The sequence below is a fragment of the Halorubrum distributum JCM 10118 genome, from assembly GCF_000337335.1.
GTDB classification, from domain to species: domain Archaea; phylum Halobacteriota; class Halobacteria; order Halobacteriales; family Haloferacaceae; genus Halorubrum; species Halorubrum distributum.
Window position 1 is genome coordinate 25,985 of the sequence record NZ_AOJN01000016.1, and the last position, 24,744, is coordinate 50,728.

Genomic DNA, 24,744 nt, shown 5'->3' on the forward strand with positions numbered 1-24,744 from the left:
ACGACTAATTAGCCCGACCCCGGCCGTGGGGACATGTTCGCGACGCTGCCGGACCTCTTCCGACTGCTCGTCGTTCCCGTCTTCGCGTGGGCGGCGATCCGGGACGTCCGGACCCGGCGCCTCCCGAACCGGCTGTGGCCGCCGCTGTACCTGTTCGGCGCGCTGCTTCTGGTCTGGGAGATCGTGACGATCTGGCCTCTCGGGGGGTTCGTGGAGATGCGATTCCTGGTGCGAGTCGCGATCAGCCTGCTGTTCGTCGCGCCGCTCGGCTACGCCTTCTGGTACCTCGGCGCGTTCGGCGGCGCCGACGCCAAGGCGATGATCGCGCTCGCGCTGGTCTTCCCGACGTTCCCGGCCTACGAGATCGCCGGGATCGCCTTCCCGGTCGTCGACACCCAGCTCGGGGTGTTCTCGCTGACGATCCTCACGAACGCCGTCCTCCTCGGCCTCGCGTACCCGATCGGGCTCGCCGTCCGCAACCTCGTCCGCGGCGAGGTCTCCTCCAGCATGTTCCTCGCGCGCCCGGTCGCGACCGACTCGCTGCCGGACCGCCACGGACGGCTGTTCGAGGACCCGGACGGCCCCACCCGAGGGGGGGTGGACCTCGACGCGCTCCGGATGTACCTCCGCTGGCGCGGCCTCGCGCTCGCGGACCTGCGGGCGGCCCCCGACGATCTCCGCGACCCCGACTCGGTCGGCGAGACGTTCGACCCGACCGACGGCGGGACCCACGTCGGGCCGCGGACGGACGGGGGGCGCGCGGTCGACGCGGGAGCTGACGGCGACGTGGAGAGTACCGCCGACGCCGGCCGCGACTTCGACGACCCCTGGGCGGCCGAGCGCTTCCTCGACGAGATCGATCACGGCGCCTACGGCACCGACGCGGCGACGCTCCGCGACGGCCTCGACGTCGTCGCCCGCGAGGACCGCGTGCTGGTCTCGCCCGGGATGCCGTTCGTCGTCCCGATGACCCTCGGGCTCGTCGCCTCGCTGACGTTCGGCGACGCGCTGTTCGCGCTGCTCGGCGCGGTCGGGCTGGTGTGAGCCGGCACCGATGGCCTGATTTACAAACGACCAAGGCGGTGCGGTGGCGCGTGCCTGCGAGCGGCCGTCAGGCCGCGAGCAGCACGCGCGAGGGAGTCGGTCGCCGAGCAAAGCGACGGCGACCGACGAGGCTGGGGAGGTGTGAGGCGCGGTTGCGGTGCGGGGCGGGACTCGAAGGGGCAGCCGCGAGGACGACGGCGCGCGACGCAAGCACCGCAGGGAGCGAACGGAGTGAGCGACCGAGGAGCGCAGCGAGCGCACCGAGTCCTCGCGGCTGGGGCTTCGGCGGTGTTCGCTGACGACCTGTGGGAACCTATTTATAAACGAGCGGCTGGTTATTTAGCGGTGTTCGCCGCCGATTCGCGGGCAACCATTTATAAACAAAAGTCGACGACCGCGCCGTATCGTCAGCCCTCGGCCCAGACGTCCTCCGCGGCGAGGACGCGCGTCCCGACCGGGCGCTTCACGAACTCGCCGAGGTCGCGGCCGATCAGGTCGCCGACGCCGCGCTGGGCCGCCACGTCGAGCAGCCGCTGGTCGACCGTGCCGTCGACGACGACGACGTTCGGCGCGGGCTCTGCGCCCTCGACCGCGTCGAACGCGTCCGCGGCGTCGACCTCGTCGAGGACGTCGAACTCGTCGCCGAGGAGCCGCGCGCGGCCGGTCTCCCCGTCGACGACCTCGCCGACGTGCCCCGCCATCGTCCGCGGTTCGTCGGGCTCGTCGTCGCCCTCCGCCTCGGCGGCCTCGTCATCGGACACGTCGGACTCGGCGTCGACCTCTCCGCCCTCGTCGACCGGCTCGGCTTGGGATTCATCGCCCTCGCCGACCGGGTCGGCGTCGGTATCGCCTACCGGGTCGGCGCCGGACTCGTCGTCTCCGGCTACGTCGGGCTCGACGCTCCCCCGCGTCTCGTCCTTGTCGGTCGGCGTCGAGTCGGGTTCCGGCGCTTCGCTCGCACCGCCGGACGGGGGCGGGTCGCCGGTGTCGACCGGCGCGTCGGACCCTTCCGACTCGGCCGACTCGGTCTCCGGCTCGATCTCGGGCGACGGGGTCGTTTGGGCCGACGGTCCTGCCGAATCACCCTCTGAGGCGTCGCCCGGGAGCGCCCCGCCGTCGCCGACGCGGGCGATCGAGCCGGGGTCGTCGCCGTCGGCGATCTCCTCGTCGCTGGCGGCGGCTCGGAGGTCGGCGGCGTCGGCGAGGCTCGCGTACGGCACCTTCCCGCGGAGCGCCTCGAAGACGGCGTCGCGGTCGAGGTCCTCGACGGACTCGCCGGGCGGCGCGAACGCAACGTAGTCGACCTCGCCCACCTGCGCGAGCTCGCGGAGGATGAGCTCGCCGCCGCGGTCGCCGTCGAGGAACGCGGTGACGGTCCGGTCGGCGGTCAGGTCGGCGACCGCCTCGGGGACGTTCGTCCCCTCGACCGCGACGGCGTTTTTGATCCCGCAGTCGAGCAGCGTGAGCACGTCCGCGCGCCCCTCGACGACGATGACGGCGTCGGAGTCGCCGACGCGCGGTCCGGCGGGGAGCCCCTCGTAGTCGACGATGCCCTCGACCCGGGCGGCGTCGCGGACCTCGTCCAGCACGTCGCTGCTCGCGAGGCTCGTCTCCTCGAAGCCGCCGGCGATAAGCTCCTTCGCCCGCTCGACGACCTCGCGGCGCTTGGCCGCCCGTACGTCCTCGATGCTCGTCACCTCGACCGAGGCGTGACAGGGGCCGATGCGGTCGATCGTCTCCAGCGCGGCCGCTAAGATGGCTGTTTCGACCTTGTCCAGGCTCGACGCGACGGTGACCTCGCCGAACGACTGGCCGTTCTCGGACTCGACGGAGACGTCGATCCGGCCGACGCGCGAGGACTCCTGGAGGTCGCGGAGGTCCAGCTCGTCGCCGAGAAGCCCTTCGGTCTGGCCGAACACCGCCCCGACGACGTCGCTCCGCTCGACGACGCCGTCGGCCGCGATGGTGGCGTGAATCAGGTATTTTTCTGTGTCTTTCATGAGTGGTGAATGGTGATGTCGGGCGGTAGCGCCCGTCCGTGTATGGTTGCGTTCCTCGCGGAAAATAGCTATCGCCACGCTCCTCCGGCGGAGGTTATTGAAGAGAAATTCTCTCCAACACGAATCTTCGAATGTATTCGATAGTTCTTAGTGTTCGTAGCTGTATCATAATCTCACATGACGCGCTCACGGAGCGATCTCGTGTGGATACCGACGTTCGCAATACTCGTGGCGTTCGCGGTACCGTGGCCGCTGTGGGGCGTCGACCGCGTCGTCGCGGGGCTCCCAGTCTGGATCTGGTGGCACGTGGCGTGGCTCGGGCTGTGCGCCGCCCTGTTCGCGCTGTTCGTGCGCAGCGGCGCGTGGGAGCGCGGGATGGGACGGTGGGCCGCCGACCCCGTCGACGGAACCGGAAACGGGGTCGTCGACCGCGGGGGTGACCGCCGGTGACGCTCGGCGTCTCGCTCGGGGTCGTCGTCGGCTACCTCGTCGTCGCGCTCGCGCTCGGCCTCGTCGCGTACCGCGTCTCGGAGACGACGGCCGAGGACTACTACCTCGCGAGCCGGTCGATCGGGACGCTCGTGCTGCTGTTCACGACGTTCGCGACGCTGCTCTCGGCGTTCACCTTCTTCGGCGGCCCGAACCTCGCGTACGCGGCCGGTCCCGAGTGGCTGGTCGTGATGGGCACGCTGGACGGCGTCTTATTCGCGGTGCTGTGGTACGTCATCGGCTACAAGCAGTGGCTGATCGGCGCGCGCAACGGCTACGTGACGCTCGGCGAGATGCTCGGCGACCGGTTCGGCTCGACCGGGCTGCGCGCGCTGGTCGCCGGCGTGAGCCTCCTGTGGCTGTTCCCGTACGTCATGCTCCAACAGATGGGCGCCGGCGAGGCGCTCGTCGGGCTCACCGACGGCGCCGTCCCCTACTGGGGCGGCGCGGCGCTGATCACCGGCTTCATGATCCTCTACGTCGCCGTCGCGGGGCTCCGCGGCGTGGCGTGGACCGACACGCTCCAGGGGCTGTTCATGCTCTCTATCGTCTGGGTCGCGGCCGCGTGGGTCGTCTCGGCGCTCGGCGGCGTCGGCGCCGCGACCGAGGGGATGCTGGCCGCCCGGCCCGAGTTCGGAAGCTTCGGCGGCGGGACCTACTCGGTCGGGTTCATCGTCTCGACGGCGATCACCATCGCGTTCGGAGTGACGATGTTCCCGCAGATCAACCAGCGGTTCTTCGTCGCGAAGTCGGGCACGGTGTTGAAGCGGTCGTTCGCCCTGTGGCCCGTCCTCGTCCTCCTATTGTTCCTCCCCGCGTTCATGCTCGGCGCGTGGGCGGCCGGGGCCCCGATCGAGGTGCCCGAGGGCGCGAACGTGCTGCCGGTCGTGTTGAACGAGTACGCGCCGGCGTGGTTCGCCGCGCTCGTCGTCGCGGGCGCGATGGCCGCGATGATGTCCTCCTCTGACTCGATGCTGCTCTCGGGGTCGTCGTACTTCACTCGCGACCTGTACCGGCCGCTGATCGACGCGGACGCCTCCGAGCGGCGCGAGGCGTGGATCGCGCGGATCGGCGTCGCGGCGTTCGCGACGCTGGCGTTCGTCGCGAGCCTGTTCCGGCCGGGGACGCTGATCGAGGTCGGCGACACCGCCTTCTCCGGGTTCGCGCTGCTCGCGCTCCCCGTGCTCTGCGCGCTCTACTGGCCGCGGACGACGCGCACGGGGATGATCGCGGGCGTCGCGGTCCCGCAGGCGATCTACCTCGCGGTGGTGTTGTCGGGGGTCGTCGGCGCCGTCCCGACGCTTCCCCGGACCGTCCTCGGCGGTTGGGACGTCGCGCTCGGGCTGATGGTGCTATCGGGCGCGCTGACGGTCGGCGTGTCGTTGGTCACCGCCCCGACCGAGGAGAGCGACGCCTCGCGGTTCGCGGTTGTAAGTGATTGACAATTTGTAAAACGGTTCGTTCTGGGCCGGCGTTTTGCGTTCCTCTGCCACCGAACCGGAGATGAAAGCCGCTAAAGCCCCAGTCGCTCGCTTATAAATGGTTGATCACGGATCGACGACGAGGGGCTCCAAAGCCCCAGTCGCGAGGGCGGCGCACGCTCGCTGTGCTCCTCGCTCGCGCTGCTCGCTGCGGTGCTTACGTCGCCTGCGCCGCCCTCGCGACTGCCCCTTTGAGTCCCACCCCACCGCAACCGCACAGCACCTCACGCCTCCCCAGCCTCGTCGCTCGCTTCGCTCGCGACTCCCTCGCGCGTGCTCCTCGCGGCCGCCAGTGGCGGCCGCTCGCAGGCACGCGCCGACGTGGAGGGGCGGGNGCCTCCCCAGCCTCGTCGCTCGCTTCGCTCGCGACTCCCTCGCGCGTGCTCCTCGCGCCCGGTGGGGCGCTCGGAGGCACGCGCCACCGCGCTGGTCGGATTGAAATAGCGCCACCGAACCGTTCCCACCGCGCCGAACCCGGCGAAAGCCAAAAGCCGGTCTGTCCCCGACGAGGCGTATGAACGAGGCCGGTACCGAGGGCGTGCTGTTGGACCAGGCGACGCTCCGCGGTCGGCTCGACGACGCGCCGCCTTGGCTCCGCGAGCACTACCGAACCTTCCGGGAGTCGATGCTCGGCGAGCGCGACGGGTCACCGTTCCCCTGTTACTTCGGCATCGAAGTCGAGCGCGAAGGGGACATGCTGTACGCCGCCTGCGAGTCGACGACGGACCCGGCCGCGCTGTTGCGGTTCCGTGACGTCCTCTTGGAGTACCTCGAAACGTACCCGGACCACGCCGACCGCGCGCCCCTTGCGGTGTTTTTTAAGCCGCCCGACGACGACCGCGGCGAGGCGCACTACCACGAGCGGCTCTGGAACGTGCTGGAGTTCCTCCACGTCCACGACCCCGAGCCGTGGCCCGACGACATCCCGACCGATCCCGACACGCCGCGCTGGGAGTTCTGTTTCGGGGGCGAGGCGCTGTTCCCGACCTCTCGCGCGCCCTTCTACGACGACCGGAAGAGCCGGTACTCGCCGGTCGGCTTGGAGATCACCTTCCAGCCCCGCGCCGTCTTCGAGGGGATCACGGCCGACACCGAGGCGGGCGAGCGCGCCCGCGAGGCGATCCGCGACCGCATGGGCGACTACGACGGGGTCTGTCCCCACGCCGACCTCGGCGACTGGGGCACCGAGGGCGACCGCGAGTGGAAGCAGTACCTCTTCCGCGTGGACGACGACGCGAGTCCCGACGCCTGTCCCCTGTCGCCGACCCGCGACCACCCGAAGGCGCCCGAGCCCCTGCTCGAACCGGGCGCGTGGCGTCGCTTCGCGGACGAGGGCGACGGCGCCTCGGGCGCCGACGCGGACGCGCCCGTCACCTCGGGGCTCGGCGATGACTGACTCGCCGGCGGACGGGGGGTCCATCCTCCTCCTCGTCGACTTCCAGACCGGCTTCGACGAGCCCGGTTGGGGCGAGCGTAACAACCCCGACGCCGAGGCGGCCGCGGCCGCGCTCCTCGACCGCTGGCGCGCGGCGGATCGCCCGGTCGCGCACGTGCGCCACGCCTCGACGGAGCCGGATTCCCCCTTACGTCCGGACGCCCCCGGCTTCGCGTGGAAGCCGAAGACGGCGCCCGTCGACGGGGAGCCGACGTTCGAGAAGTCGGTCAACGGCGCGTTCCTCGGCTCCGGGCTCGACGCGTGGCTCCGCGAGGCGGGTCACGAGTCGCTCGTCGTCTGCGGGCTCACCACGGACCACTGCGTCTCCACGACGACGCGAGAGGCCGAGAACCGCGGCTACGACGTGCGGGTGGTCGCCGACGCGACCGCGACGCACGCCCGCGAGGCGCCCGACGGGGAGCAGATCGACCCCGAGACCTCCCACCGCGTCGCCCTCGCGCACCTGAACGGCGAGTTCGCGACGGTCGTCGAGAGCGCCGACCTGCTCGCGGAGTGACGGGGGGTCCCGCTGCCGCCCGCGCTCAGTCGTCGGCGGCGTCCGCGGCCTCCGGGCTTCCGCCGTTCGCGCGCTCGGCGGCGTTCGCGAACATTCCGCGCCGCGTCGTGTACAGGAAGTACCCGCCCAGTCCGAGGAAGCCGACGACGTTCGAGGCCGCGACCGCCCAGAAGACGGCCTCGACGCCCCACCCCAGTCCCGGCGTCACGGTGACGCCGAACGCGCCGAACGTCGTCGCGACCGGGACGGCCGCGACCGCGATCGGAAACCGGACCGCCCAGTACTTGACCAGGTCGGCGACGAAGGAGGTCCGGGTGCGGGAGGCGCCGTTGAACCCCGCCAGAAGGGTGTAGGTCCCGCCGAGCGCCCAGTAGGAGGCGCCGAGGATCCGGAGGTAGAGGACCGACAGGGACCGGCCGGTCGCGGTGAGGTCGGGCGCGAGCAGGTCCGCGATCCCGCCGGCGAGGAGGAACTGGACCGCGCCGAGCGCGAGGAACCCGGCGACGACCATCCCCGTGCCGACCGTCGTCGTCCGGCGGGCGCGCTCGGGGGCGTCCGCGCCGAGGTTCTGGCCGATCATCGACTGGGCGGCCTGCTGTATTCCGAGGGCGGGTACGACCGCGAGCGTCGCGACCCGGGCGCCGACCGTGTACGCCGCGACGCCCGCCGCGCCGCCGGCGACCGCGACGAGGCCGACGACGAGGACGCGGACCAGCTCGCTCACGCCGCGCTGGCCGCCGAGCGGGAGGCCGACCGAGACGACCTCGCGGACCGCCGCGAAATCGAGCGCGAACGCCTCGGGGGTGAGTCGGAAGGTGTCGCGGCCGATCCCCGCGGCGTACCCGAGGATCTACAGGAGGCTCGCGACGCCCGCGAGCGCGGTGCCGAGCGCGGCGCCGGCGACGCCGAGCCGCGGGGCGGGGCCGACCCCGAAGATGAGCACCGGCGCGGCGACGAGGTTGACGAGGACGCCCACGAGGCTCACGTGGAACACCGCTCGGGTGTCCCCGTACGCCGTGAAGCAGTTCTCGACGGTGTCACCGACCGCGCCGACCGGGAGGACGGCGATCACGATCGCGAGGTACGTCGCGGTCGTCCCGGCGAGCGCCGGGTCCGCCCCGAGCAGCGCCACCACCTCCTCGGCGTAGACGACCACTGGGATCGCGACCGCCGCCGTGACCGCGAGCGCGACGAGCGCGCCGTTGACCGCGACGCGGCGCGCGCCCGCGTCGTCTCCGTCGCCGGCGCGCTGCGAGACGAGGATCTGGGTGCCGACCGCGCCGACCACGACCGTCGCGCCGAGCAGCGACTGGATCGGGAGGCTGAGCCCGACGGCGGCGACGGCGTCCTCGCCGACCCGCCCGAGCCAGAACGTGTCGACCAGCGCGTTGGCGACGTACACGACGTTCTGCGCGACGAGCGGCGCCGCGAGGACGAGCAGCACGCGCCCGACCGGCCCGTCGGTGATCGTCTCGCGGTCGATGTCCAGCATCGAATCGTTCCGGTATTAGATGGGGATAATAAAAGTGTGCTGGTCGTGAACACGCCCCTTGAGCCGAGGCGTCCGCAGCGGGTTCGGTGCGGAGCATCGACAGTCTGATCGCCGAGTGGCGACGGTCGGCCGTCCGGCCGCAGCGAATCCGTCCGCCGAGCGCATCCGATTCGGTCCCCGCGTACGGCCGCTCGACGCCCGCGAAGGGAAACCTCTTAATGGACTACACACGGAGTTCGTGGTATATGAGCAACGGCGACGACGACCCGGCCGACGCCTCCGAGGAGGCCGACGCCGCGGACGACGGCGGGGACGCCGGCGAGCAGACGGAGACGGCCGCCCCGACGCTCCCCGATGACGCGACCGAGGAGTCCCTGAACGAGTACCTCGACGAGATCGCCGAGCGGCTCGAGGCCGCCGAGACGGAGGCCGACCTCGACGACGTCGAGGCGCTCTTGGACGACGCCGAGACCGGGATCGAGGAGGCCGACCTCCCCGAGCCGGACGAGGACGACGAGGACGCCGACGACCCCCGGGGCGACCTCGAGGACCGCGTCGCGGAGCTCCGCGACGGCGTCGCGGACGCCCGCGGCCCCTACGGCGAGGACGTCGTCGACGCCGTCGAGGCCGCGTCCGGGACGGTCGCGGACACCGAGTGGACAGAGGCGGGCCACGACGACGCCGCGGCCGCCGTCGCGTCGTTCGTCGGCGAGGCCGCCGACGCGGTCGACGACGCGGCCCCCGACGCGATCGACGAGGCCGACGAGGACCCCGAGGCGCTGCTCGACGAGGCCGCGGACGGTGAGGAGCCCGCCGCCGCGGAGCCGATCCCCGTCGATCAGCTCACCGCGGCGCTCGACGCCGTCGCCGCGGCGGTCGCCGAGGCCGGCTTCGACGCCGACGAGGACGCGGACGCGATCGCCGCGCTGCTGGCGGCGACCGACGACCTGGAGGCCGCCCTCGACGACGCCGAGGAGTGGGACGACCTCGAGACCCACGAGCAGCTCCGCGCGCAGGGGTACTACGACGTGCTCGGCCACTACAAGGACTTCCCGGTCGAGTGGGCCGCGCTGAAGGAGCACGAGGCGCAGGGGAACGTCGACATGATCCTGCTCGCGCTCGACTCGCTGCAGTCCGAGTTCATGGAGCGCCACTGCCTGGAGGCGTTCGAGCGCATGGGCAAGCGCGGCAAGACCGAGGCATCCGTCGAGGAGGTCCTCGGCCGCGCCGAGAAGCGCGACCGCCCCGCGATCCGAATCCTCGGGAAGATGGCGGCCGAGGAGGCGACCGACACCCTCGTGGAGTACGTCGACGAGGACTCGAACCCGCAGCTCCAGAAGGCCGTCTTCAAGGCGCTCGGCGAAATCGGCGCGTCCGAGGCGGTCCAGCCCCTCGCGAACCAGCTCGACCCCGACGGCGACACCGACGAGCTGGTCCGCCCCCACGCCGCCCGCGCGCTGGGCCTGATCGGCGACACCCGCGCCGTCGACCCGCTCGCCGACGCCCTCGAAGCGCACCCGTCCGACGACGTTCGCGCGGCCGCCGGCTGGGCGCTCCGCCAGATCGGCACCCGCGACGCGCTCGAGGCGGTCGCCGAGTACGCGGACGAGCGCTCGTTCGTCGTCTCGACGGAGGGCGAGAAGGCGGAGCGCGCGCTCGACGAGGCCGAGCCCGCGCCGACGGCCTGAGACGCGCGCTCGTCCCCTTCGCGGTGGCCGCGAACCCTTTTATCCGATACCGGCACCACGCTCGCCGTGTCACCCCGTCGTCCGAGCCGCCGGTCCCGCGTCGCCGCGCTCCTCTTGCTCGTCGCCGCGACGAGCGTCGCCTGCTCGCTTCCGGCCGCGGCCGCCCCGCTCGGCGCCGCCGCGCCGCTCGACGAGGTCGAGCCCACCTCGGCGAACGCCTCCGCCGCCGACAGCGAGCCCCGGATCGTCGGGCTGTACCCGAACCCGACGACCGCGGAGAACCGCGGCGAGTACCTCGTCGTCTCCCTGCCGGAGCGCGGGAACTGGTCGCTCTCCGACGGCTACTACGACGCCGGGATTCCGGCGAACGCGAGCGGGACCGTGACGTTGTCGACCGCGCCGAACCGGACCGCGTCGATCCTCGCCGGCGACTCGGGGACGGCCGCCGCGGTCGCAGACCGGCGTCAGATTCGCCGTCTGAACGACTACTTCCCGCTGTCGGCGTCGGGCGACCGGATCGAGCTCCGGCGAAACGGGACCGCGGTCGACGTGGTTTCCTACGACCGCGCCCGCGAGGGGTACCGCTGGCGCGCCTCGTGGGGCGAGTGGCGCCCACGCGGGTACGACCCCCGCTCGCCGGAGTCGACCGCGGACGCGGCCGTGAGGCCCTTCGTCCTCCCGGACAGCCCCGGCGTGCCGGTCGATCCCCTCCGGAGCGCGGACGAGCGCCTGTTCGTCGCCGGCTACACGCTGACCTCGGAGCGGGTCGTCGAGGCGCTCGTCGCGGCCGCCGACCGCGGGGTGCGGGTTCGCGTGCTGCTGGAGGGGTCGCCGGTCGGCGGCTTCCCGGCGCGGAGCGCGGCGCTGATCGACCGGTTGACGGCCGCCGGCGTCGAGGTTCGGATCCTCGACGGCGAGGTCGAGCGGTTCCGCTTTCACCACCCGAAGTACGCGGTCGCGGACGACCGCGCCGTCGTCCTCACGGAGAACTGGAAGCCGTCCGGCACGGGCGGGCACAGCAACCGCGGGTGGGGCGTCGTGGTCGGGGCAGGGGACGGGAGTGGGGGCGGCGCCGGCACGGAGGGGGACGCCGGAGACGGGGAGACCGACCGGAGCGCCGCCGTCGCGGACGACCTCGCAGCGCTGTTCCGCGCCGACTTCGAGGCCCGCGACGCGCGGTCGTGGCGCGCCTTCCGGGCGGACACCGAGTTCCACGGCGGCGGACGCGCGAACGGCTCCTACCCGACGCGGTTCGACGCGCCCGCGCAGCCGGTCGCGGCGAACGTGACGGTCCTGACCGCCCCGGGCAACGCCGCCGACCGGATCGTCGCGCGTATCGACGCCGCCGACGAGCGGGTGCTCGCCGTCGTGCCGCGGGTGGGCGGTCCGAACGACCGGATCGTCCGCGCGCTCCGGCGCGCCGCGGACCGCGGGGTCGACGTCCACCTGCTGCTCTCCGACGCGTGGTACGACCGCGAGGCGAACCGGAACCTCTCGAAGCGGCTCGTGGACGAGCCGATCGCGGTCGACCTCGCCGAGCCGCGCGGCCGGTTCGGGAAGGTCCACGCGAAGGGGCTCGTCGTCGACGACACCGCGGTCGTCGGCAGCCTCAACTGGAACCCGAGCGCGGAGACGAACAACCGCGAGGTCCTGCTCGCGATAGAGGACGAGTCGGTCGCGGACTTCTACGCCCGCGCGTACGCGGCGGACTGGCGCGGCGGCGGGATTCAGCTGCCGATCGCCTTCGTCGGCGGGTTCGGCGTCGCGCTCGCGGGGGCCGGCGCCGTCGCTCGGCGGGAGATCGCGTTCGGCTGAGAAACGGGGTCGGCGCGAGCGGGTTCCGGACCGCTGCGAGCGGTCGTAACCGCCGGCTCAGTCGTCGAGCGCGATCGTCGACGAGAGCGCCTCGTCGATCTCCGCGCCAGCCATCTTCTCGACGAGCGCCTCGATCACCTCGCTCCGGCGCCCCTTCACGAACTTGATGGAGCCGACGACGAGGTGGCCGCCGCCGGAGACGCCGGCCTCGGGCAGCTCCTCGTTCAGCTCGGTCACCATGTTCGGGATGTCGAGGCGAACCCCGTCCGAGCGGAGGACGCAGAAGTCGGGGCCGTAGCCGATGGTGATGACGGGATCGCCCGTCTCCTTCACCTTCGCGTCGTGGAGCTCGCCGGTGGTCTTGCCCGGCGCGGGGTACGTGAACCGGTGGGCGTACTCGTCGAGGTCGATCCGGTAGAGGTGCGCGCCCGAGGCGAGCCGCTCGTGTTCGACGTGGTCGTCGACGGCGTCGAGCTGGCGCTCCACGTCGCGCTCGGCGCGCTCGGAGAGGAACTCGACGAGCTCCTCGTGGCGCGCTTCGTCGTCGCACCCCACGTTCAGGGCGTCGTTGACGAGGGTCTTGCCCTCGGAGTAGCGGAGCCAGTGCGCGGCGTAGTCGAGCGCCTCGCCGATGTCGAGGAGGTCGGACTCGTCGTAGCCCGCGCCCTCGGCGAGCGCGACGTAGTCGTCCATCGCCTCCGCCTTCGAGCGGTCGGAGAGGCCGGCGACGGCCGGCACGTGCTCGAGCTCCTCGGTGAGCGACGGGTCGATCAGGCGGGCGAGTTCGACGGACATCATCCCGGTGGTGACCCGGTAGTCCTCGCCGTGGAGGTAGGGGTTGACGTGGGCGTCGAGCAGGGGCTCGACCGCCTCGGGGTCGGGGTGGTGGTGGTCGACCGCCGCGATGGGGATGTCGTAGTGCGCGAGGTTCTCGTAGGCCGGCACGTCCTCCTCGGTCGACCCGTTGTCGAGCATCAGCAGGAAGGGGAGCTTCTGGCCGTGGCGGGCGCGGCCCTCCAGGGCGAAGTTGAGGTCGCGGGTGACGTCCTCCATCTCGTAGTAGGGGGCCTTGCTCGGGAGCCGCTTGAAGAGGTGGCGCGCCGCGTCGGGGTCGCCGTGGACCTCCTCGACGAAGTTCTCCAAGGCGAGCTGGACCGGGATCGCGGCGCACATGCCGTCGCCGTCGGCGTGGTGGCGGACGCGGATCGGGCGCCCGGCGAGGACGGTCCGGCGGAGCAGCCGTGCGAGTTCGCGGAGGTCCTCGTGGATCGGCTCGAACGCCTCCCACTCGACCAGCGGGTCGACGTCCGCGGGCTCGGCGCGCTCGTCGAGGGCCGCCTCGAAGCGCTCGCGGGCCTCGGCGGCGCGCTCGTCGGGGAGCCGCGTCAGCGAGTCGACCTCCAGCTGGAGCGCGTTCTCGCGGCTCTCTATCGTCCCCGAGACGTGGACTATGTCGCCGACCTCGACCTCGGGGTACGCACGGACGCCGGCGGACTCGAAGGCGGCACACGAGAGGACGCCGGAGGCGTCGGCGACGGCGAAGATGGTCGGGCCGCCGGTCTGTTTCGCCTGGACGACCTCGCCCTCGACGGTCACCTCGTCGCCCGGGGTCAGGCCGCGGACCCGCGAGACGGTCGGCTCGTGGGCGACGGTCTCGGTGCGGTAGTCGTCGGGGTCGACGTCGTCGAACGCGACGTCGCCGTTCTCCTTCACCTCGGTGAGCCGGACGATCAGCCGGTCGCCGACGGCGTAGTCGCCGCCGAGGTTCGACTCGTGGACGAGTCCGCTCACGGCGTCGGAGAGGTCGACGAACACGCCGTAGTCGACGACGCCGTTGACCTCCGCGTGATACAAGGCGTCGACCTCGGCGTCTTCGAGGGTACAGTCCGGTGCCAGGTCGTAGACGGTCGGGCGGTCGTCGGCCGCGCGCGCCGACCGGTCCTCGACCGTCCCCTCCGCCGCGTCGGCGTCGGGTTCGGGGCTCGAATCGCCCCGCGTGCCGGAATCCCCGGCGGTGTTTTCGCTCATGGACGCTTCTCGGGAACGGCCGGTGTTAAGCCTGTTCTCTCGGGGCTCGGGCCCCCGGACGCGGCTCGGCAGCGGCGGAGGGACCGCCCCCGTGTCCCGCGGTCCGGAACCCCTATGAGGCGACGGCGACTTGTCTCGTCCATGCGACTGTTCCGCTCGGACGAGCTCCTCGGGATCGCCCGAGAGACCCTGGAGTTCGTGCTCGAGGCGAGCGAGGAGACCCACCCCAACGAGTACATGGGGTTCCTCCGCGCGGACGACGCCCGGAAGCTTGACCTCGACCGGGACGGGCAGGTGATCACCGACGTGCTCGTCATCCCGGGGACGGAGTCGAGCCCGACGAGCGCCAGCGTCCGGACGCACATGAAGCCGAACGACATGCGCGCGGTCGGGTCGGTCCACTCACACCCGAACGGCGCGCTGCGCCCGAGCGACGCCGACCTCGCGACGTTCGGACAGGGGAAGGTGCACATCATCGCGGGCGCGCCCTACGGGTGGGGCGACTGGAAGGCGTTCGACAACGAGGGGAAGCAGACGACCCTCGACGTGCTCGACGTGGAGGTGCCAGACGAGCACTTCTTCGATTTTACACAGGCGGACATCGACCGCGAGCTGGACGACCGAGACTCCGGCGGCTTCCTCTCGTGGTTCAGATGACGCGGGTCGTCGCGCAGGGCACCTTCGACCTGCTCCACCCCGGCCACGTTCACTACCTGGAGGACGCGGCGACGCACGGCGACGAGCTCCACGCCATCGTCGCCCGCCGCACCAACGTCACGCACAAGCCCGAACCGATCCTCTGTGCCCGCCAGCGGCGCGACATGGTCGAAGCGCTCGCCGCGGTCGACGAGGCCCACCTCGGCGACCCGGAGGACGTGTTCGTCCCCATCGAGCGGCTCGACCCCGACGTGATCGTGTTGGGATTCGACCAGCACCACGACGAGGCCGACATCGCGGCCGCCCTCGACGCCCGCGGCATCGACTGCCGGGTCGAGCGCGCGTCGGGGCGGGAACCGAAGTACGAGGACGAACTGCTCTCCAGCGGCGACATCGTCGACCGCATCCTGCGCGAGCGCGGCGAGGACGGCGACGCGACGCCCTCGTAGGTCGCGGGCCGGGGTCCGCCGACCGCGGCGAACGCGCGGACTCGCCAGCGGTGGAAGCGCGGGGTCTAAATGGACTGACTCCCAAGCCGAGGTGAGTGAACGTCCCCGACAAGTTCCCCGCGGTGCTGGCCGCGGCCGCGATGGGCGTGTACCTGCTCGTCGTCGTCGGCGCGACCACCTCCCTCACGGAGGCGGCGACCGCCTGCGGCGGCTGGCCCGCCTGCGGGAGCGGCGCCGCCCTGCCGACGGCGACGGCGGGATGGATCGCCCTCGGCCACCGCGCCCTCGCGGTCGTCGTCGGCCTCCTCGTCGCCCTCTCCGCCGCGCTCGCGTGGCGGGAAGGCGCCGACCGCCGGGTCCGCGCTGCGCTCCTCGCCGCGCTCGTCGTCTATCCGGCCCAGGCCGGGGTCGGCGCGCTCGTCGCGCTCGGCGACCTGCCGGCCGCGCTCGGCTCCGCCCACCTCCTCCTCGGGATCGGCATCTTCGGCGCCGTCCTCGCGGCGCTCGCGTGGTGGCTGGAGGCCGAGACGGGGAACCCCGACGACGCCCCCGACGACTTCGAGCCCGGAACCGACCACCTCCCGCCGGTCGAGGAGGCGCCGGAGCCGTCGATTCCGTCCGCGACCCTCCCGCGGCTGAAGGCCACCGCGGCCGCGTACTTCCGGCTGATGAAGCCGCGACTGATGTGGCTGCTCTGCCTCGTCGCCGCCGCGGCGATGGCGCTGGCGGGCGGCTCCGGTTTCACGCCGCCCGTCGTGGCGGCGACGCTCGCCGGCGGTGCGCTCTCGATCGGCGCCTCCGGGACGTTCAACCACGTCCTCGAACGCGACGTGGACAAGCGGATGCAACGCACCAGCGACCGCCCGCTCGCGACGGACCTCGTTCCCGTCTCGCACGCGCTGGCGTTCGGCGGCCTGCTGACCGTCGTCTCGCTCGCGCTGTTCTGGACGGTGAACCCGCTGACGGCCGCGCTCGGGCTGGTCGCGATCGTATTTTACAGCGTCGTGTACACGCTCGTCCTCAAGCCGAACACGGTCCAGAACACCGTCATCGGCGGCGCGGCCGGCGCGCTCCCGGCGCTCATCGGCTGGGCCGCGGTCACGGGCAAGGTCGGCGGCGGCGGGCTGCTGCTCGCCCTCGTCATCTTCCTGTGGACGCCCGCGCACTTCTACAACCTCGCGCTGGCGTACAAGGACGACTACGAGCGCGGCGGCTTCCCGATGATGCCCGTCGTGCGCGGCGAGACGACGACGCGCCGGCACATCCTCTGGTACCTCGGCGCGACGCTGGTCGCCGCGGTCGCGCTCGCGGCGGCAGCGGATCCGCTCGGCGCGCTGTACGCCGTCGTCGGCGTCGGCGTCGGCGCCGTCTTCCTCTGGACGGTCGTCCGGCTCCACTACGAGCAGACGGAGAGCGCGGCGTTCCGCGCGTTCCACGCCTCGAACGCCTACCTCGGCCTGCTGCTGTTCGCCGTCGTCTTCGACGCGCTGGTGGTCTGAACGACGTCCGTCGCCGGCCGCCGCTGATATCGGATCTGATAGCCGATCGTGCGTGATTTATATACCTCCGCGAGAGCCGACACAATCGAATGGACGACACGAGGAGTGCGGCCGCACGTTCGCTGTGGCCCGTCTGGGGTCTCAGCGTCGTGCTGCTCCTGTTCCTCGTCGTCGAAGCCGTCGCCGTCCTGGTCGGGGTCGTGCCCGTCCCCGGGGGGTACTGGGTTGGATTCTTCTCCACGCTACTGGTTGTGTTCGGCGTCGGATACGTCGTCTACTGGATCCCGGGCTTCGACCTCTCGACCGCCCGGTACCAGCGGATCAACCGCTGGTGGGTCGCGGGCGCGTCGGGGTACCTCCTCGTCAACGTCGGATTCATGGCGACGCTCCCGACCGAGTCCGCGTTTCAGGTATTCGGCTGGATCCGCTGGGCGATCGGCTTCGGCGGCGGTATCGGGCTGCTCATCGGCCTGTTCGAGGCGAGAGCGATCGAACGCGAGGTCACCGCGGAGCGGAGTCGCGTCCGACGGGCCCAACTCCGCCGCGAGCGGGACCGCCTCGAGGAGTTCGCGAGCGTCGTCTCCCACGACCTTCGGAACCCCCTCAGCGTCGTCCGCGGTCGGGTCGACCTCGCCAAGCAGGCGCACACGGACGACGAACACCTGGCGGCGGTCGAGCCGGCCCTCGACCGGATGGACGAGATAATCGAGGAGACGCTGACGCTCGCCCGCGAGGGGAAGACCGTCGACGACGCCGACGACGTCCCCCTCGACGACTGCGTCCGCGAGTGCTGGTCGCGCGTGGACACGGCGGACGCGACGCTCAGCGTGGACGGATCGCTGACGGTGCGGGCCGACCGCGACCGGCTGTCGCACGTCTTCGAGAACCTCTTTCGGAACGCGATCGAACACGGCGGCAGCGACGTGGCCGTTCGAGTGGGCCCGCTCGGCGGGCAGGACGGGTTCTACGTCGAGGACGACGGCATCGGCATCCCGGCGGCGGACATCGATCGGGTTCGCGAGACCGGGGTCACCTCGTCGGCCGACGGGACCGGGTTCGGCCTCGCGATCGTGGAACGGATCGTCGAGGCACACGGGTGGGAACTCCGGATCGATGACGGAGCGGAGGGCGGGACGCGGTTCGAGATCAGCGGCGTCGACCGGCGGTCGTAGGGGTCGGCGAGCGGTACGCGGGTCTATTTAAGTTCGTTCGGCGCGAACGGAGGTCTGTATGACACGCGTCGAAATCGAGTACTGCGTCCCCTGTGGCATGTTGAACCGCGCGCAAGACGTCTCCGAGGCGATCCTCAAGCAGTTCGGCGAAAGCGTCGACGAGGTCGCGCTGGTGACCGGCGACGCGGGCGTGTTCGTCGTCCGCGCGGACGACGAGGTCGTCTTCGACAAGGCGGAGGACGAGTACGACGTCGACGCGATCGTCCGCGCGGTCAAGCCGTACGTCGGCGCGACGGCGTAACACGCGGTCGTTCTTTTATAAAAGGCGTCGCACGGACCGATGAGGAGCGCCGCCAGCGGCCAAGCCGTTCGTTTATAAATGGGTGGTCGCGGATCGGCGGTGAACACCGCCAAAGCCCCAGCCGGAAGACGTTCCTGCTCGCTCCCTTCGGTCGCTGTGCGGGCTGCGACTTCCGTGCTCCCGCTCGCTTCGCTCGCGGGAACGCACAGCAACCGCACCTCACACCTCCCCAGCCACGTCGGCGGACTACGTCCGGCTGCAAGCGAGAGCTTCGCTCCGGCGACTGACTCCAGCGAGAATCGGAGATTCTCTGGCAGCCGGCGCGTAGCGCCGGCGACCTCGTGCGTGCGACTCGCGGCCTGCGACCGCTCGTCGGCACGCGCCACCGCCCATTTTTAAATAGCATCGCCCGCGCCGCCGCGCCTCAGTCGCCCTTATAAACGGCCCGCGCGGAGTTCGTCACCACGAGGATGCTGCTCGACGCCATCGCGAGCGCGGCAAGCAGGGGGTTGAGGACGCCCGAGAGCGCCATCGGAATCGCCACCGCGTTGTAGACGAACGCCCAGCCGAGGTTCTGTTTCAGCCGCCGGTTCGTCCCACGCGTGAGGGCGAACAGCTCCGGGACCGCAGAGAGCCGGTCGTCGAGCAGGACCGCGTCGGCGGCGTCCGCTGCGAGGTCCGTCCCGGAGGCGATCGAGATCCCGAGATCGGCCGCGGCGAGCGCGGGGGCGTCGTTGCTCCCGTCGCCGACCATCGCGACCGCCCCGTCCGCGCCGAGTCGCCGGACCGTCTCGGCCTTCGCCTCCGGCGGCACCTCGGCGAACACCTCGTCGATCGCGGGGTGGTCCGCGAACCGCGCCGCGGCCGCGGGCCCGTCGCCCGTGAGCACGACCACGCGCCGGCCGTCCGCGTCGAGGTCGGCGACGACCGCCTCCCACCCGTCGCGCACCTCGTCGCCGACGGTCAGGACCCCGCGGACGCGACCGTCCCAGCCGACGTAGACGGGGACGTTCCCGCGGTCGCGGGCGGTCGCCCTCGCCTCGCGGAGCCGGTCCGAGACCGGCCACCCCCGCTCGTCGAAGAGGTCGGGGTGGCCGACGACGACCTCGTCGCCGCCGACGCGCCCCGCGACCCCGCGGTCGAAGACGTCGACGTCGGTCGCGGCGGGGGCGTCGAGCGCGTCGACCTCGGCCGGCGGGCCGTCGCCCGGGTCCGCGGCGGCCGCGGCGCCGCCGTCGGTGGCCGGTCGCTCGCCCGCCGTCTCTCCGGCATCTCCCAGCACGCCCGCGACGATCGCCTCGGCGACCGGGTGGATCGAGGCGCGCTCGACGGCCGCCGCCCGTTCGCGGACGCGGTCGACCGAGGTCCCGTCCTCGGCGGTCCCGTCGAGCAGCCGCATCTCGCCGTCGGTGAGCGTCCCGGTCTTGTCGAAGACGACCGTGTCGACGTCGGCGGCCGCCTCGAAGACGGCGTCGGAGACGACGACGATGCCGCGCTTCGCCGCGTCGCGGATCCCGGCGGCGACCGCGAGCGGCGTCGCCAGCCCGAGCGCACACGGGCAGGAGACGATCAGCACCGTCAGCCCGACGAGCGCCGCGTCGATCGGCGCCGAGCCGAGCGCGAGGGTGGCCGCGGCGCCGACGGCCGCGACCGCCACGACGAGGGGGACGAACACCGTCGCCAGTCGGTCGACGAGCCGCTGGATCCCGGACCGCGAGCTCTGGATCTCCCAGAGCAGTCGCACGAGGGTGTCGAGCGTGTTCTCCGCGTCCTCGCCGACCTCGATCACGACGGGCGAGTCGGTGACGACGGTGCCCCCGCGGACCGGGTCGCCCTCGCGTTTCGTCGCCGGCAGCGACTCGCCGGTGATCAAGGCCTCGTCGACCGCGGCGGTCCCCTCCGCGACGGTCCCGTCGAACGGCACGCGCTCGCCGGGGCGGACGAGGAGCCGGTCGCCGGGGGCGACTTCGTCCGCGGCGAGGGTCTCGCCCGCTTTGGTCCGCACGGTGCGGTCCTCGGTCGTCGTCAGGTCGGCGAGCATGCCGGTCGCCCGGCGCTTGATTATCGACTCGTAGTGGTTGCCGGCGGTGACGACCAAGATGACGGCGATGGTCACGTCGAAGTAGAGGTCGGTCCGCCCGACGAGCAGCGCGAGCGTACTGTACGCGTACGAGCTCGTCGCCGCGAGCGACACGAGCAGGTCCATGTTCGGCTGCCGCGCCCGGAGGCTCACGTACGCCCCTCGGAGGATCGGGTAGCCGGTGTAGAACAGCACGATGGAGGCGAACAGCCAGATCTGCGCGAAGAGATAGGTACCGGAGACGCCGCCGAGGTCGACGATCGGCTCGTAGCCGAAGTAGGTCGGGTAGAGGAAGAGGACGTACCACAGCATCGCCATCATCCCGAAGAAGCCGCCGCCGATGAGGAACCGCACGACCGCGTCGTTGTCCTCCGCGTCCGGGTCGGCGCGGCGGCTCGCCGAGTACCCCGCGACCGAGAGCCGGTCGGGGAGCTCGTCCGCGTCCACCGCGTCCGGGTCGTAGTCGACCCGGATCGTGTCGGTGGCGTAGCTCGCCTCGGCGGCCGCGACGCCCTCCTGCTCGCCCGCCGTCATCTCGAGGAACGACTCGCAGGTGGCGCAGTGCATCCCGTCGACGTGGAGGAACGTCGTCTCCCCGTCGAACTCCTCGCTCGGCGTCGCGTCCGGGCGCCGCGCGTCGAGCTCGTCGAGGTCCTCGACGTCGTCGAGCGAGCGCGCGACGGTCAGACAGCCCCGACAGCAGAACTCGCCGTCGACGTCTGGGGCAGTGTGCGGGTCGTCTCCGACCGGGAGATCACAGAGTGTACAGCCTGTCATACGTGGTCCGGGTTCTATCCTGTCGGTCCGCGGACCGGGTGCGGTGGTCTCACGGCCTGTTCGGGTCGACTACGCGTGTTCGGGGTCGTCCGCGTCACCGCCGACTCCCGGGAAGCTTCCGCCGGTCGCGATCCGGAGGCTCGCCCAGATGAGCAGGACGTTCACCAGCGTGATCGCGACGAAGACCTCCGCTCGGTCCGCGATGAACACTGCCGCGGGAACGAACCCGCCGAGGACCAGGAGCACGCCCTGTTGGATCGAGAAGTCCATACCGTCTCCTATCGCCCGCCGAAAATATATAACACCCGTGTTTTCAGGGTTCGAGAACGGGTGGATCTTATATACTTCTTTGCTGTTAACCCCGCCTATGGGCCAAAACGAGACCGCACACGCTCCGACAGACGACGTGAGCGGTGAGACGGAGGAGTTCGACCCGATCGGGACCCTCACGCTCATCGCGATCTACTTCGTCATCCTAGTGCTTTCGTGGGTGTACATCTACTACATCGAGTTCCTCGGCCGCGATCTCGTCGTTGTGGGGTGATCACAACATGCACATTCACGCCTACGAGAAGATCTGGCTGGCGGCGTCGGTGTTGTTAATCTTGTTCCTCCTCGGGTCGGTCACCTACGGCGCCGTCGGTCCCGGCGTCGCGATGGTGAGCGACACCGAACCGACGGTCGACGCCGGCGCNGTTGTTAATCTTGTTCCTCCTCGGGTCGGTCACCTACGGCGCCGTCGGTCCCGGCGTCGCGATGGTGAGCGACACCGAACCGACGGTCGACGCCGGCGCGTTAGACGAGGACGAGCGGTTCTCGGAGCCCCGCGTCGAGCAGGTCGGCGAGGACGAGTACGCGGCGTACGTCGTCGCTCGCCAGTTCGGGTTCCAGCCGGATCCGATCGTCGTGCCCGCGAACAGCACGGTGACGTTCTACGTCACCTCAGCGGACGTGATACACGGGTTCGAGGTCGCGGGCACGAACGCGAACACGATGGTCGTCCCCGGCGAGGTCTCGGAGATCACGGTCGAGACCGACGAGCCGGCCGAATACGGGCTCATCTGTAACGAGTACTGCGGCGCGGGCCACCACGTGATGGAAGGGAAGGTGAACGTCGTGAGCCAAGCGGAGTTCGAGAGCAGCGGAGGTGACGGCGAATGAGCGAGGCCATCGAGGCCGAGCAGACCTTCGCAGACAAGTTCCCCGAGGAGGCGCGGATCGTCCGGGCGGCGCTGCTCGGTTCGTTCCTCGCGCTCACGCTCGGCGCGATATTCGGGATCATCCAGACGCTCCACCGGACCGGCGTGTTCCGCGGGCTCATCGACTCCACCGACTACTACACCTCCCTCACCGCACACGGGGTGTTCCTCGCGCTCAGCTTCACGACGTTCTTCCTCGTCGGCCTGTTCACGTGGGCGGTCGTGCGGAGCCTCGACCGGCCGCTGCTCAACACCAAGATCACGTGGACGTGGTACGGACTGATGGCCGCCGGGATGACGATGACCGGCGTGTCGATTCTCGCCGGTTTCGTCGACTCCATCGATATGAGCGCGGACGTGTTGTTCACGTTCTACGCGCCGCTACAGGCGCACCCGATGTTCTACGCCGGGCTCGCGGTGTTCATCGTCGGGTCGTGGATCGCGGGTGCCGACTACTTCCGGACGTGGCTTGCGTGGAAGCGCGAGAACCCGGACGAACGGATCCCGCTCCAGACGTTCATGGTGTTGACGACGATGGCGATGTGGTACATCGCGTCGTCCGCCGTGGCCGCCTCGGTGCTGATCTTCCTGCTGCCGTGGTCGCTCGGGCTGATCGACCAGGTGAACCCGACGCTGACCCGGACGCTGTTCTGGTTCTTCGGCCACCCGGTCGTCTACTTCTGGCTGATGCCGGCGTACCTGCTGTGGTACACGGTCCTGCCGAAGCTCGCCGGCGGGCGGCTGTTCAGCGACCCGCTCGCTCGCGTCGTGTTCGTGCTGTTCCTCCTGCTTTCGACCCCGGTCGGGATCCACCACCAGTACCTCGACCCGGGGATCGCGGAGGGGTTCAAGTTCATCTCGATGACGAACACGATGTTCCTCCTGCTGCCGAGCCTGCTCACCGCGTTCACCGTCGTCGCGAGCGTGGAGTACGGCGCCCGCCAGCGCGGCGGGAGCGGCCTCCTCGGCTGGCTCACCGACCTCCCGTGGCGCGACCCGGCGTTCACGGGGATGATGCTCGCGGGGCTGATGTTCGCCGCCGGCGGGTTCTCCGGCATGGTGAACGCCGGCATGAACATCAACTACATGATCCACAACACGATCTGGGTGCCGGGGCACTTCCACCTCACCGTGGGGACCGCGGTGGCGCTCACGTTCATGGCCGCCACCTACTGGCTCTGGCCGCAGATCACCAACAAGCCGATCTACAGCCGCACCATCGGCCTGGTCCAGGTCGTCGTCTGGTTCATCGGCATGGCGCTGATGTCGAACGCGATGCACGCGCAGGGGATCTTGGGCGTCCCGCGACGGACCGCGGAGCCGGAGTACTCCGGCTTCGACTACCCGACGATGTTCGGCGGGTTCGAGGAGCTCAACATCCAGATCGCGATCGGCGGGACCCTGCTGTTCGTCTCGACCGTCCTGTTCATCGGGAACCTCGTGCTCACGATGGGGAACCCGAAGGTCTCGGGGCTCGGGGACCCGATTCCGTCCGCGCTGTCCGGGCCCGATGACTCCCCGAAAGTGCTCGATAACCTCCGGCTGTGGGTCGGTATCGCGCTGACGCTCGTCGTCCTCGCGTACGCGCTCCCGCTGGCGGCGATCATTCAGCGCGGCGGCCTGCTCGGTCCCGGTGTCGGCACCTACCCGGTGTGGCTCGCGCCGCTGCTCGACGCGCTCGCGAACGCGGCGGCGACGCTGCTCGGAGGGATCGCCGACGCGTCGGCCTCGCTCGCCGAGGTGGTCGGATGAGCGTCGACATCAGCCGCGGCGGGCTACTCGTGACGCTCGCCATCTTCGGCGTGATCGTCTACGAGATGCGGACCGTCCTCGACTTCGTCGGGATCGAGCTGCCGATCATCCCGTACATGGCGGCCGTCTTCGTCCTCGCCGGCCTCTCGATCTGGTTCGTCACACTGAAGGGCGGGTGGCGCACCGAGCCCGAGGGCGACGAGCCGGCGTAGCGGCGCGATAACCGACACGCGGACCTTTTATTCGTCTCTCGCCTTCCGTCGCGGCCGACACCCGACAGAAGCAGTTATTACCCTCCGGCGACAATAATGCGTATGAGTTCCAATACTGTATCGAGCGAGGCCGAGACGGCCGACGGCGGATCGTCCGGCGGGCGGCGGCCGGTCTCGCTGTCGGACGAGGACGCCCTCGACGCCTTCGTCGCCGACGCCGACGCCGCGCTCGTGGAGTTCTACACGGACGGCTGCGGCATCTGCGCGAGCATGGAGCCGGTGATCGGCAACGTGGCCCGCGGCGCCGAGACTGATCTGGCGGTCGGCATGGTGAACCCCCGCGACGACCCGCCGCTGGTCGAGCGGTTCGACGTGCGGAGCGTCCCGCTGTTCGTCCTCTTCGTCGACGGCGAGCCCGTTGCGCGCCGCGCCGAGGGGTTCATCCCGGGCGACGACCTGACGGCGTGGGTCGACGAGCACGCGAACTGATCGACGGCGACACGTCGACCTGAACTCGTTTTGGCAAGTCGCAGACCGACACGACTACCGCCGAAGCCCCGCCCCGCACGGCCCCGCACCTCACGCCTCCCCAGCCTCGTCGCTGGCGGCTGGCGCCGCCAGCGACTCCCTCGCGCGTGCTCCTCGCGCCCGCTGGGC

General features: G+C 71.1%; 20 protein-coding genes and 2 pseudogenes. 17 read left to right on the forward strand and 5 right to left on the reverse strand.

Features of this window, described 5'->3' with window-relative positions:
- Positions 1–33: 33 nt before the first annotated feature.
- On the forward strand, positions 34–1,044 hold the full coding sequence (locus C466_RS01775) for a prepilin peptidase (protein WP_004597241.1): 1,011 nt from the start codon (positions 34–36) through the stop codon (positions 1,042–1,044).
- Between the two features lie 407 nt (positions 1,045–1,451).
- Here the strand turns inward: C466_RS01775 and dnaG are convergent, their stop codons facing one another.
- The gene (dnaG, locus tag C466_RS01780; RefSeq protein WP_004597240.1) at positions 1,452–3,044 is read right to left on the reverse strand and encodes a DNA primase DnaG; all 1,593 of its coding nucleotides are present in this window, start codon (positions 3,042–3,044) and stop codon (positions 1,452–1,454) included.
- 177 nt (positions 3,045–3,221) lie between these two features.
- Between dnaG and C466_RS01785 the strand changes: the two genes are divergently transcribed.
- From C466_RS01785 to C466_RS01800, 4 genes are all read left to right on the forward strand, one after another.
- On the forward strand, positions 3,222–3,494 hold the full coding sequence (locus C466_RS01785) for a DUF3311 domain-containing protein (RefSeq protein WP_004597239.1): 273 nt from the start codon (positions 3,222–3,224) through the stop codon (positions 3,492–3,494).
- On the forward strand, positions 3,491–4,975 hold the full coding sequence (locus tag C466_RS01790) for a sodium:solute symporter family protein (protein WP_004597238.1): 1,485 nt from the start codon (positions 3,491–3,493) through the stop codon (positions 4,973–4,975). Before C466_RS01785 ends, C466_RS01790 begins: the two co-directional genes overlap by 4 nt.
- Positions 4,976–5,528: 553 nt before the next feature.
- Entirely contained in the window at positions 5,529–6,410 is an 882-nt protein-coding gene (locus C466_RS01795; RefSeq protein WP_004597237.1) for a YqcI/YcgG family protein, read from the forward strand.
- Positions 6,403–6,966, forward strand: a complete 564-nt coding sequence (locus tag C466_RS01800; RefSeq protein ID WP_004597236.1) for a cysteine hydrolase family protein — start codon at positions 6,403–6,405, stop codon at positions 6,964–6,966. The genes C466_RS01795 and C466_RS01800 overlap by 8 nt, the downstream gene beginning before the upstream one ends.
- A gap of 25 nt (positions 6,967–6,991) precedes the next feature.
- On the opposite strand, the pseudogene C466_RS01805 reads toward C466_RS01800, so the two are convergent.
- Positions 6,992–8,458, reverse strand: a pseudogene (locus C466_RS01805) (MATE family efflux transporter).
- A gap of 245 nt (positions 8,459–8,703) precedes the next feature.
- Here C466_RS01805 and C466_RS01810 point away from each other — a divergent pair.
- Together C466_RS01810 and C466_RS01815 are read left to right on the forward strand one after the other, a co-directional pair.
- Positions 8,704–10,146 (forward strand): HEAT repeat domain-containing protein, encoded by a 1,443-nt coding sequence (locus tag C466_RS01810; RefSeq protein ID WP_004597235.1) that lies wholly within the window; start codon positions 8,704–8,706, stop codon positions 10,144–10,146.
- 114 nt (positions 10,147–10,260) lie between these two features.
- Positions 10,261–11,961 carry a phospholipase D-like domain-containing protein gene (locus C466_RS01815; protein WP_004597234.1) on the forward strand — a complete coding sequence of 567 codons (1,701 nt, stop codon included), beginning with the start codon at positions 10,261–10,263 and terminating at the stop codon, positions 11,959–11,961.
- A gap of 57 nt (positions 11,962–12,018) precedes the next feature.
- On the opposite strand, the gene C466_RS01820 is transcribed toward C466_RS01815, so the two are convergent.
- On the reverse strand, positions 12,019–13,989 hold the full coding sequence (locus tag C466_RS01820; protein ID WP_004597233.1) for a DHH family phosphoesterase: 1,971 nt from the start codon (positions 13,987–13,989) through the stop codon (positions 12,019–12,021).
- Between the two features lie 141 nt (positions 13,990–14,130).
- Here C466_RS01820 and C466_RS01825 point away from each other — a divergent pair, with 141 nt between their 5' ends.
- The 5 genes from C466_RS01825 (at position 14,131) to C466_RS01845 (ending at position 18,067) form a co-directional block, all read left to right on the forward strand.
- Entirely contained in the window at positions 14,131–14,646 is a 516-nt protein-coding gene (locus C466_RS01825) for a Mov34/MPN/PAD-1 family protein (RefSeq protein ID WP_004597232.1), read from the forward strand.
- Positions 14,643–15,095: an adenylyltransferase/cytidyltransferase family protein gene (locus tag C466_RS01830; protein ID WP_004599541.1), complete on the forward strand. Its 453-nt coding sequence runs from the start codon at positions 14,643–14,645 to the stop codon at positions 15,093–15,095. The genes C466_RS01825 and C466_RS01830 overlap by 4 nt, the downstream gene beginning before the upstream one ends.
- Before the next feature lie 95 nt (positions 15,096–15,190).
- Positions 15,191–16,594: a heme o synthase gene (locus tag C466_RS01835; protein ID WP_004597230.1), complete on the forward strand. Its 1,404-nt coding sequence runs from the start codon at positions 15,191–15,193 to the stop codon at positions 16,592–16,594.
- Positions 16,595–16,683: 89 nt separating this feature from the next.
- Positions 16,684–17,766, forward strand: a complete 1,083-nt coding sequence (locus C466_RS01840; protein WP_004597229.1) for a sensor histidine kinase — start codon at positions 16,684–16,686, stop codon at positions 17,764–17,766.
- A 58-nt stretch (positions 17,767–17,824) separates the two neighbouring features.
- Positions 17,825–18,067, forward strand: a complete 243-nt coding sequence (locus tag C466_RS01845) for a SelT/SelW/SelH family protein (RefSeq protein ID WP_004597228.1) — start codon at positions 17,825–17,827, stop codon at positions 18,065–18,067.
- A 424-nt stretch (positions 18,068–18,491) separates the two neighbouring features.
- Here the strand turns inward: C466_RS01845 and C466_RS01850 are convergent, their stop codons facing one another.
- On the reverse strand, positions 18,492–20,924 hold the full coding sequence (locus C466_RS01850; protein WP_004597227.1) for a heavy metal translocating P-type ATPase: 2,433 nt from the start codon (positions 20,922–20,924) through the stop codon (positions 18,492–18,494).
- 69 nt (positions 20,925–20,993) lie between these two features.
- Positions 20,994–21,194 (reverse strand): hypothetical protein, encoded by a 201-nt coding sequence (locus C466_RS01855; protein WP_004597226.1) that lies wholly within the window; start codon positions 21,192–21,194, stop codon positions 20,994–20,996.
- A 97-nt stretch (positions 21,195–21,291) separates the two neighbouring features.
- On the opposite strand from C466_RS01855, the gene C466_RS16865 reads away from it, so the two are divergent.
- The 5 genes and pseudogenes from C466_RS16865 to C466_RS01875 all read left to right on the forward strand — a co-directional run bounded on the left by C466_RS16865 (position 21,292) and on the right by C466_RS01875 (position 24,576).
- On the forward strand, positions 21,292–21,468 hold the full coding sequence (locus C466_RS16865) for a hypothetical protein (RefSeq protein ID WP_004597225.1): 177 nt from the start codon (positions 21,292–21,294) through the stop codon (positions 21,466–21,468).
- Positions 21,469–21,580: 112 nt separating this feature from the next.
- Positions 21,581–22,085: pseudogene (locus C466_RS01860) on the forward strand (cytochrome c oxidase subunit II).
- Positions 22,082–23,875, forward strand: a complete 1,794-nt coding sequence (locus C466_RS01865) for a b(o/a)3-type cytochrome-c oxidase subunit 1 (RefSeq protein WP_004597223.1) — start codon at positions 22,082–22,084, stop codon at positions 23,873–23,875. Before C466_RS01860 ends, C466_RS01865 begins: the two are co-directional and overlap by 4 nt.
- Entirely contained in the window at positions 23,872–24,087 is a 216-nt protein-coding gene (locus tag C466_RS01870; protein ID WP_004597222.1) for a hypothetical protein, read from the forward strand. The genes C466_RS01865 and C466_RS01870 overlap by 4 nt, the downstream gene beginning before the upstream one ends.
- A 102-nt stretch (positions 24,088–24,189) precedes the next feature.
- Positions 24,190–24,576, forward strand: coding sequence for a thioredoxin family protein (locus C466_RS01875; protein ID WP_004597221.1), 387 nt, complete (start codon positions 24,190–24,192; stop codon positions 24,574–24,576).
- Positions 24,577–24,744: the final 168 nt, after the last annotated feature.

Coding starts and splice junctions, on each gene's coding strand:
- C466_RS01775 (WP_004597241.1), top strand. CDS start 34: ATGTTCGCGACGCTGCCGGACCTCTTCCGACTGCTCGTCGTTCCCGTC.
- dnaG (WP_004597240.1), bottom strand. CDS start 3,044: ATGAAAGACACAGAAAAATACCTGATTCACGCCACCATCGCGGCCGAC.
- C466_RS01785 (WP_004597239.1), top strand. CDS start 3,222: ATGACGCGCTCACGGAGCGATCTCGTGTGGATACCGACGTTCGCAATA.
- C466_RS01795 (WP_004597237.1), top strand. CDS start 5,529: ATGAACGAGGCCGGTACCGAGGGCGTGCTGTTGGACCAGGCGACGCTC.
- C466_RS01800 (WP_004597236.1), top strand. CDS start 6,403: ATGACTGACTCGCCGGCGGACGGGGGGTCCATCCTCCTCCTCGTCGAC.
- C466_RS01810 (WP_004597235.1), top strand. CDS start 8,704: ATGAGCAACGGCGACGACGACCCGGCCGACGCCTCCGAGGAGGCCGAC.
- C466_RS01820 (WP_004597233.1), bottom strand. CDS start 13,989: ATGAGCGAAAACACCGCCGGGGATTCCGGCACGCGGGGCGATTCGAGC.
- C466_RS01825 (WP_004597232.1), top strand. CDS start 14,131: ATGCGACTGTTCCGCTCGGACGAGCTCCTCGGGATCGCCCGAGAGACC.
- C466_RS01830 (WP_004599541.1), top strand. CDS start 14,643: ATGACGCGGGTCGTCGCGCAGGGCACCTTCGACCTGCTCCACCCCGGC.
- C466_RS01840 (WP_004597229.1), top strand. CDS start 16,684: ATGGACGACACGAGGAGTGCGGCCGCACGTTCGCTGTGGCCCGTCTGG.
- C466_RS01845 (WP_004597228.1), top strand. CDS start 17,825: ATGACACGCGTCGAAATCGAGTACTGCGTCCCCTGTGGCATGTTGAAC.
- C466_RS01850 (WP_004597227.1), bottom strand. CDS start 20,924: ATGACAGGCTGTACACTCTGTGATCTCCCGGTCGGAGACGACCCGCAC.
- C466_RS01855 (WP_004597226.1), bottom strand. CDS start 21,194: ATGGACTTCTCGATCCAACAGGGCGTGCTCCTGGTCCTCGGCGGGTTC.
- C466_RS16865 (WP_004597225.1), top strand. CDS start 21,292: ATGGGCCAAAACGAGACCGCACACGCTCCGACAGACGACGTGAGCGGT.
- C466_RS01865 (WP_004597223.1), top strand. CDS start 22,082: ATGAGCGAGGCCATCGAGGCCGAGCAGACCTTCGCAGACAAGTTCCCC.
- C466_RS01870 (WP_004597222.1), top strand. CDS start 23,872: ATGAGCGTCGACATCAGCCGCGGCGGGCTACTCGTGACGCTCGCCATC.
- C466_RS01875 (WP_004597221.1), top strand. CDS start 24,190: ATGAGTTCCAATACTGTATCGAGCGAGGCCGAGACGGCCGACGGCGGA.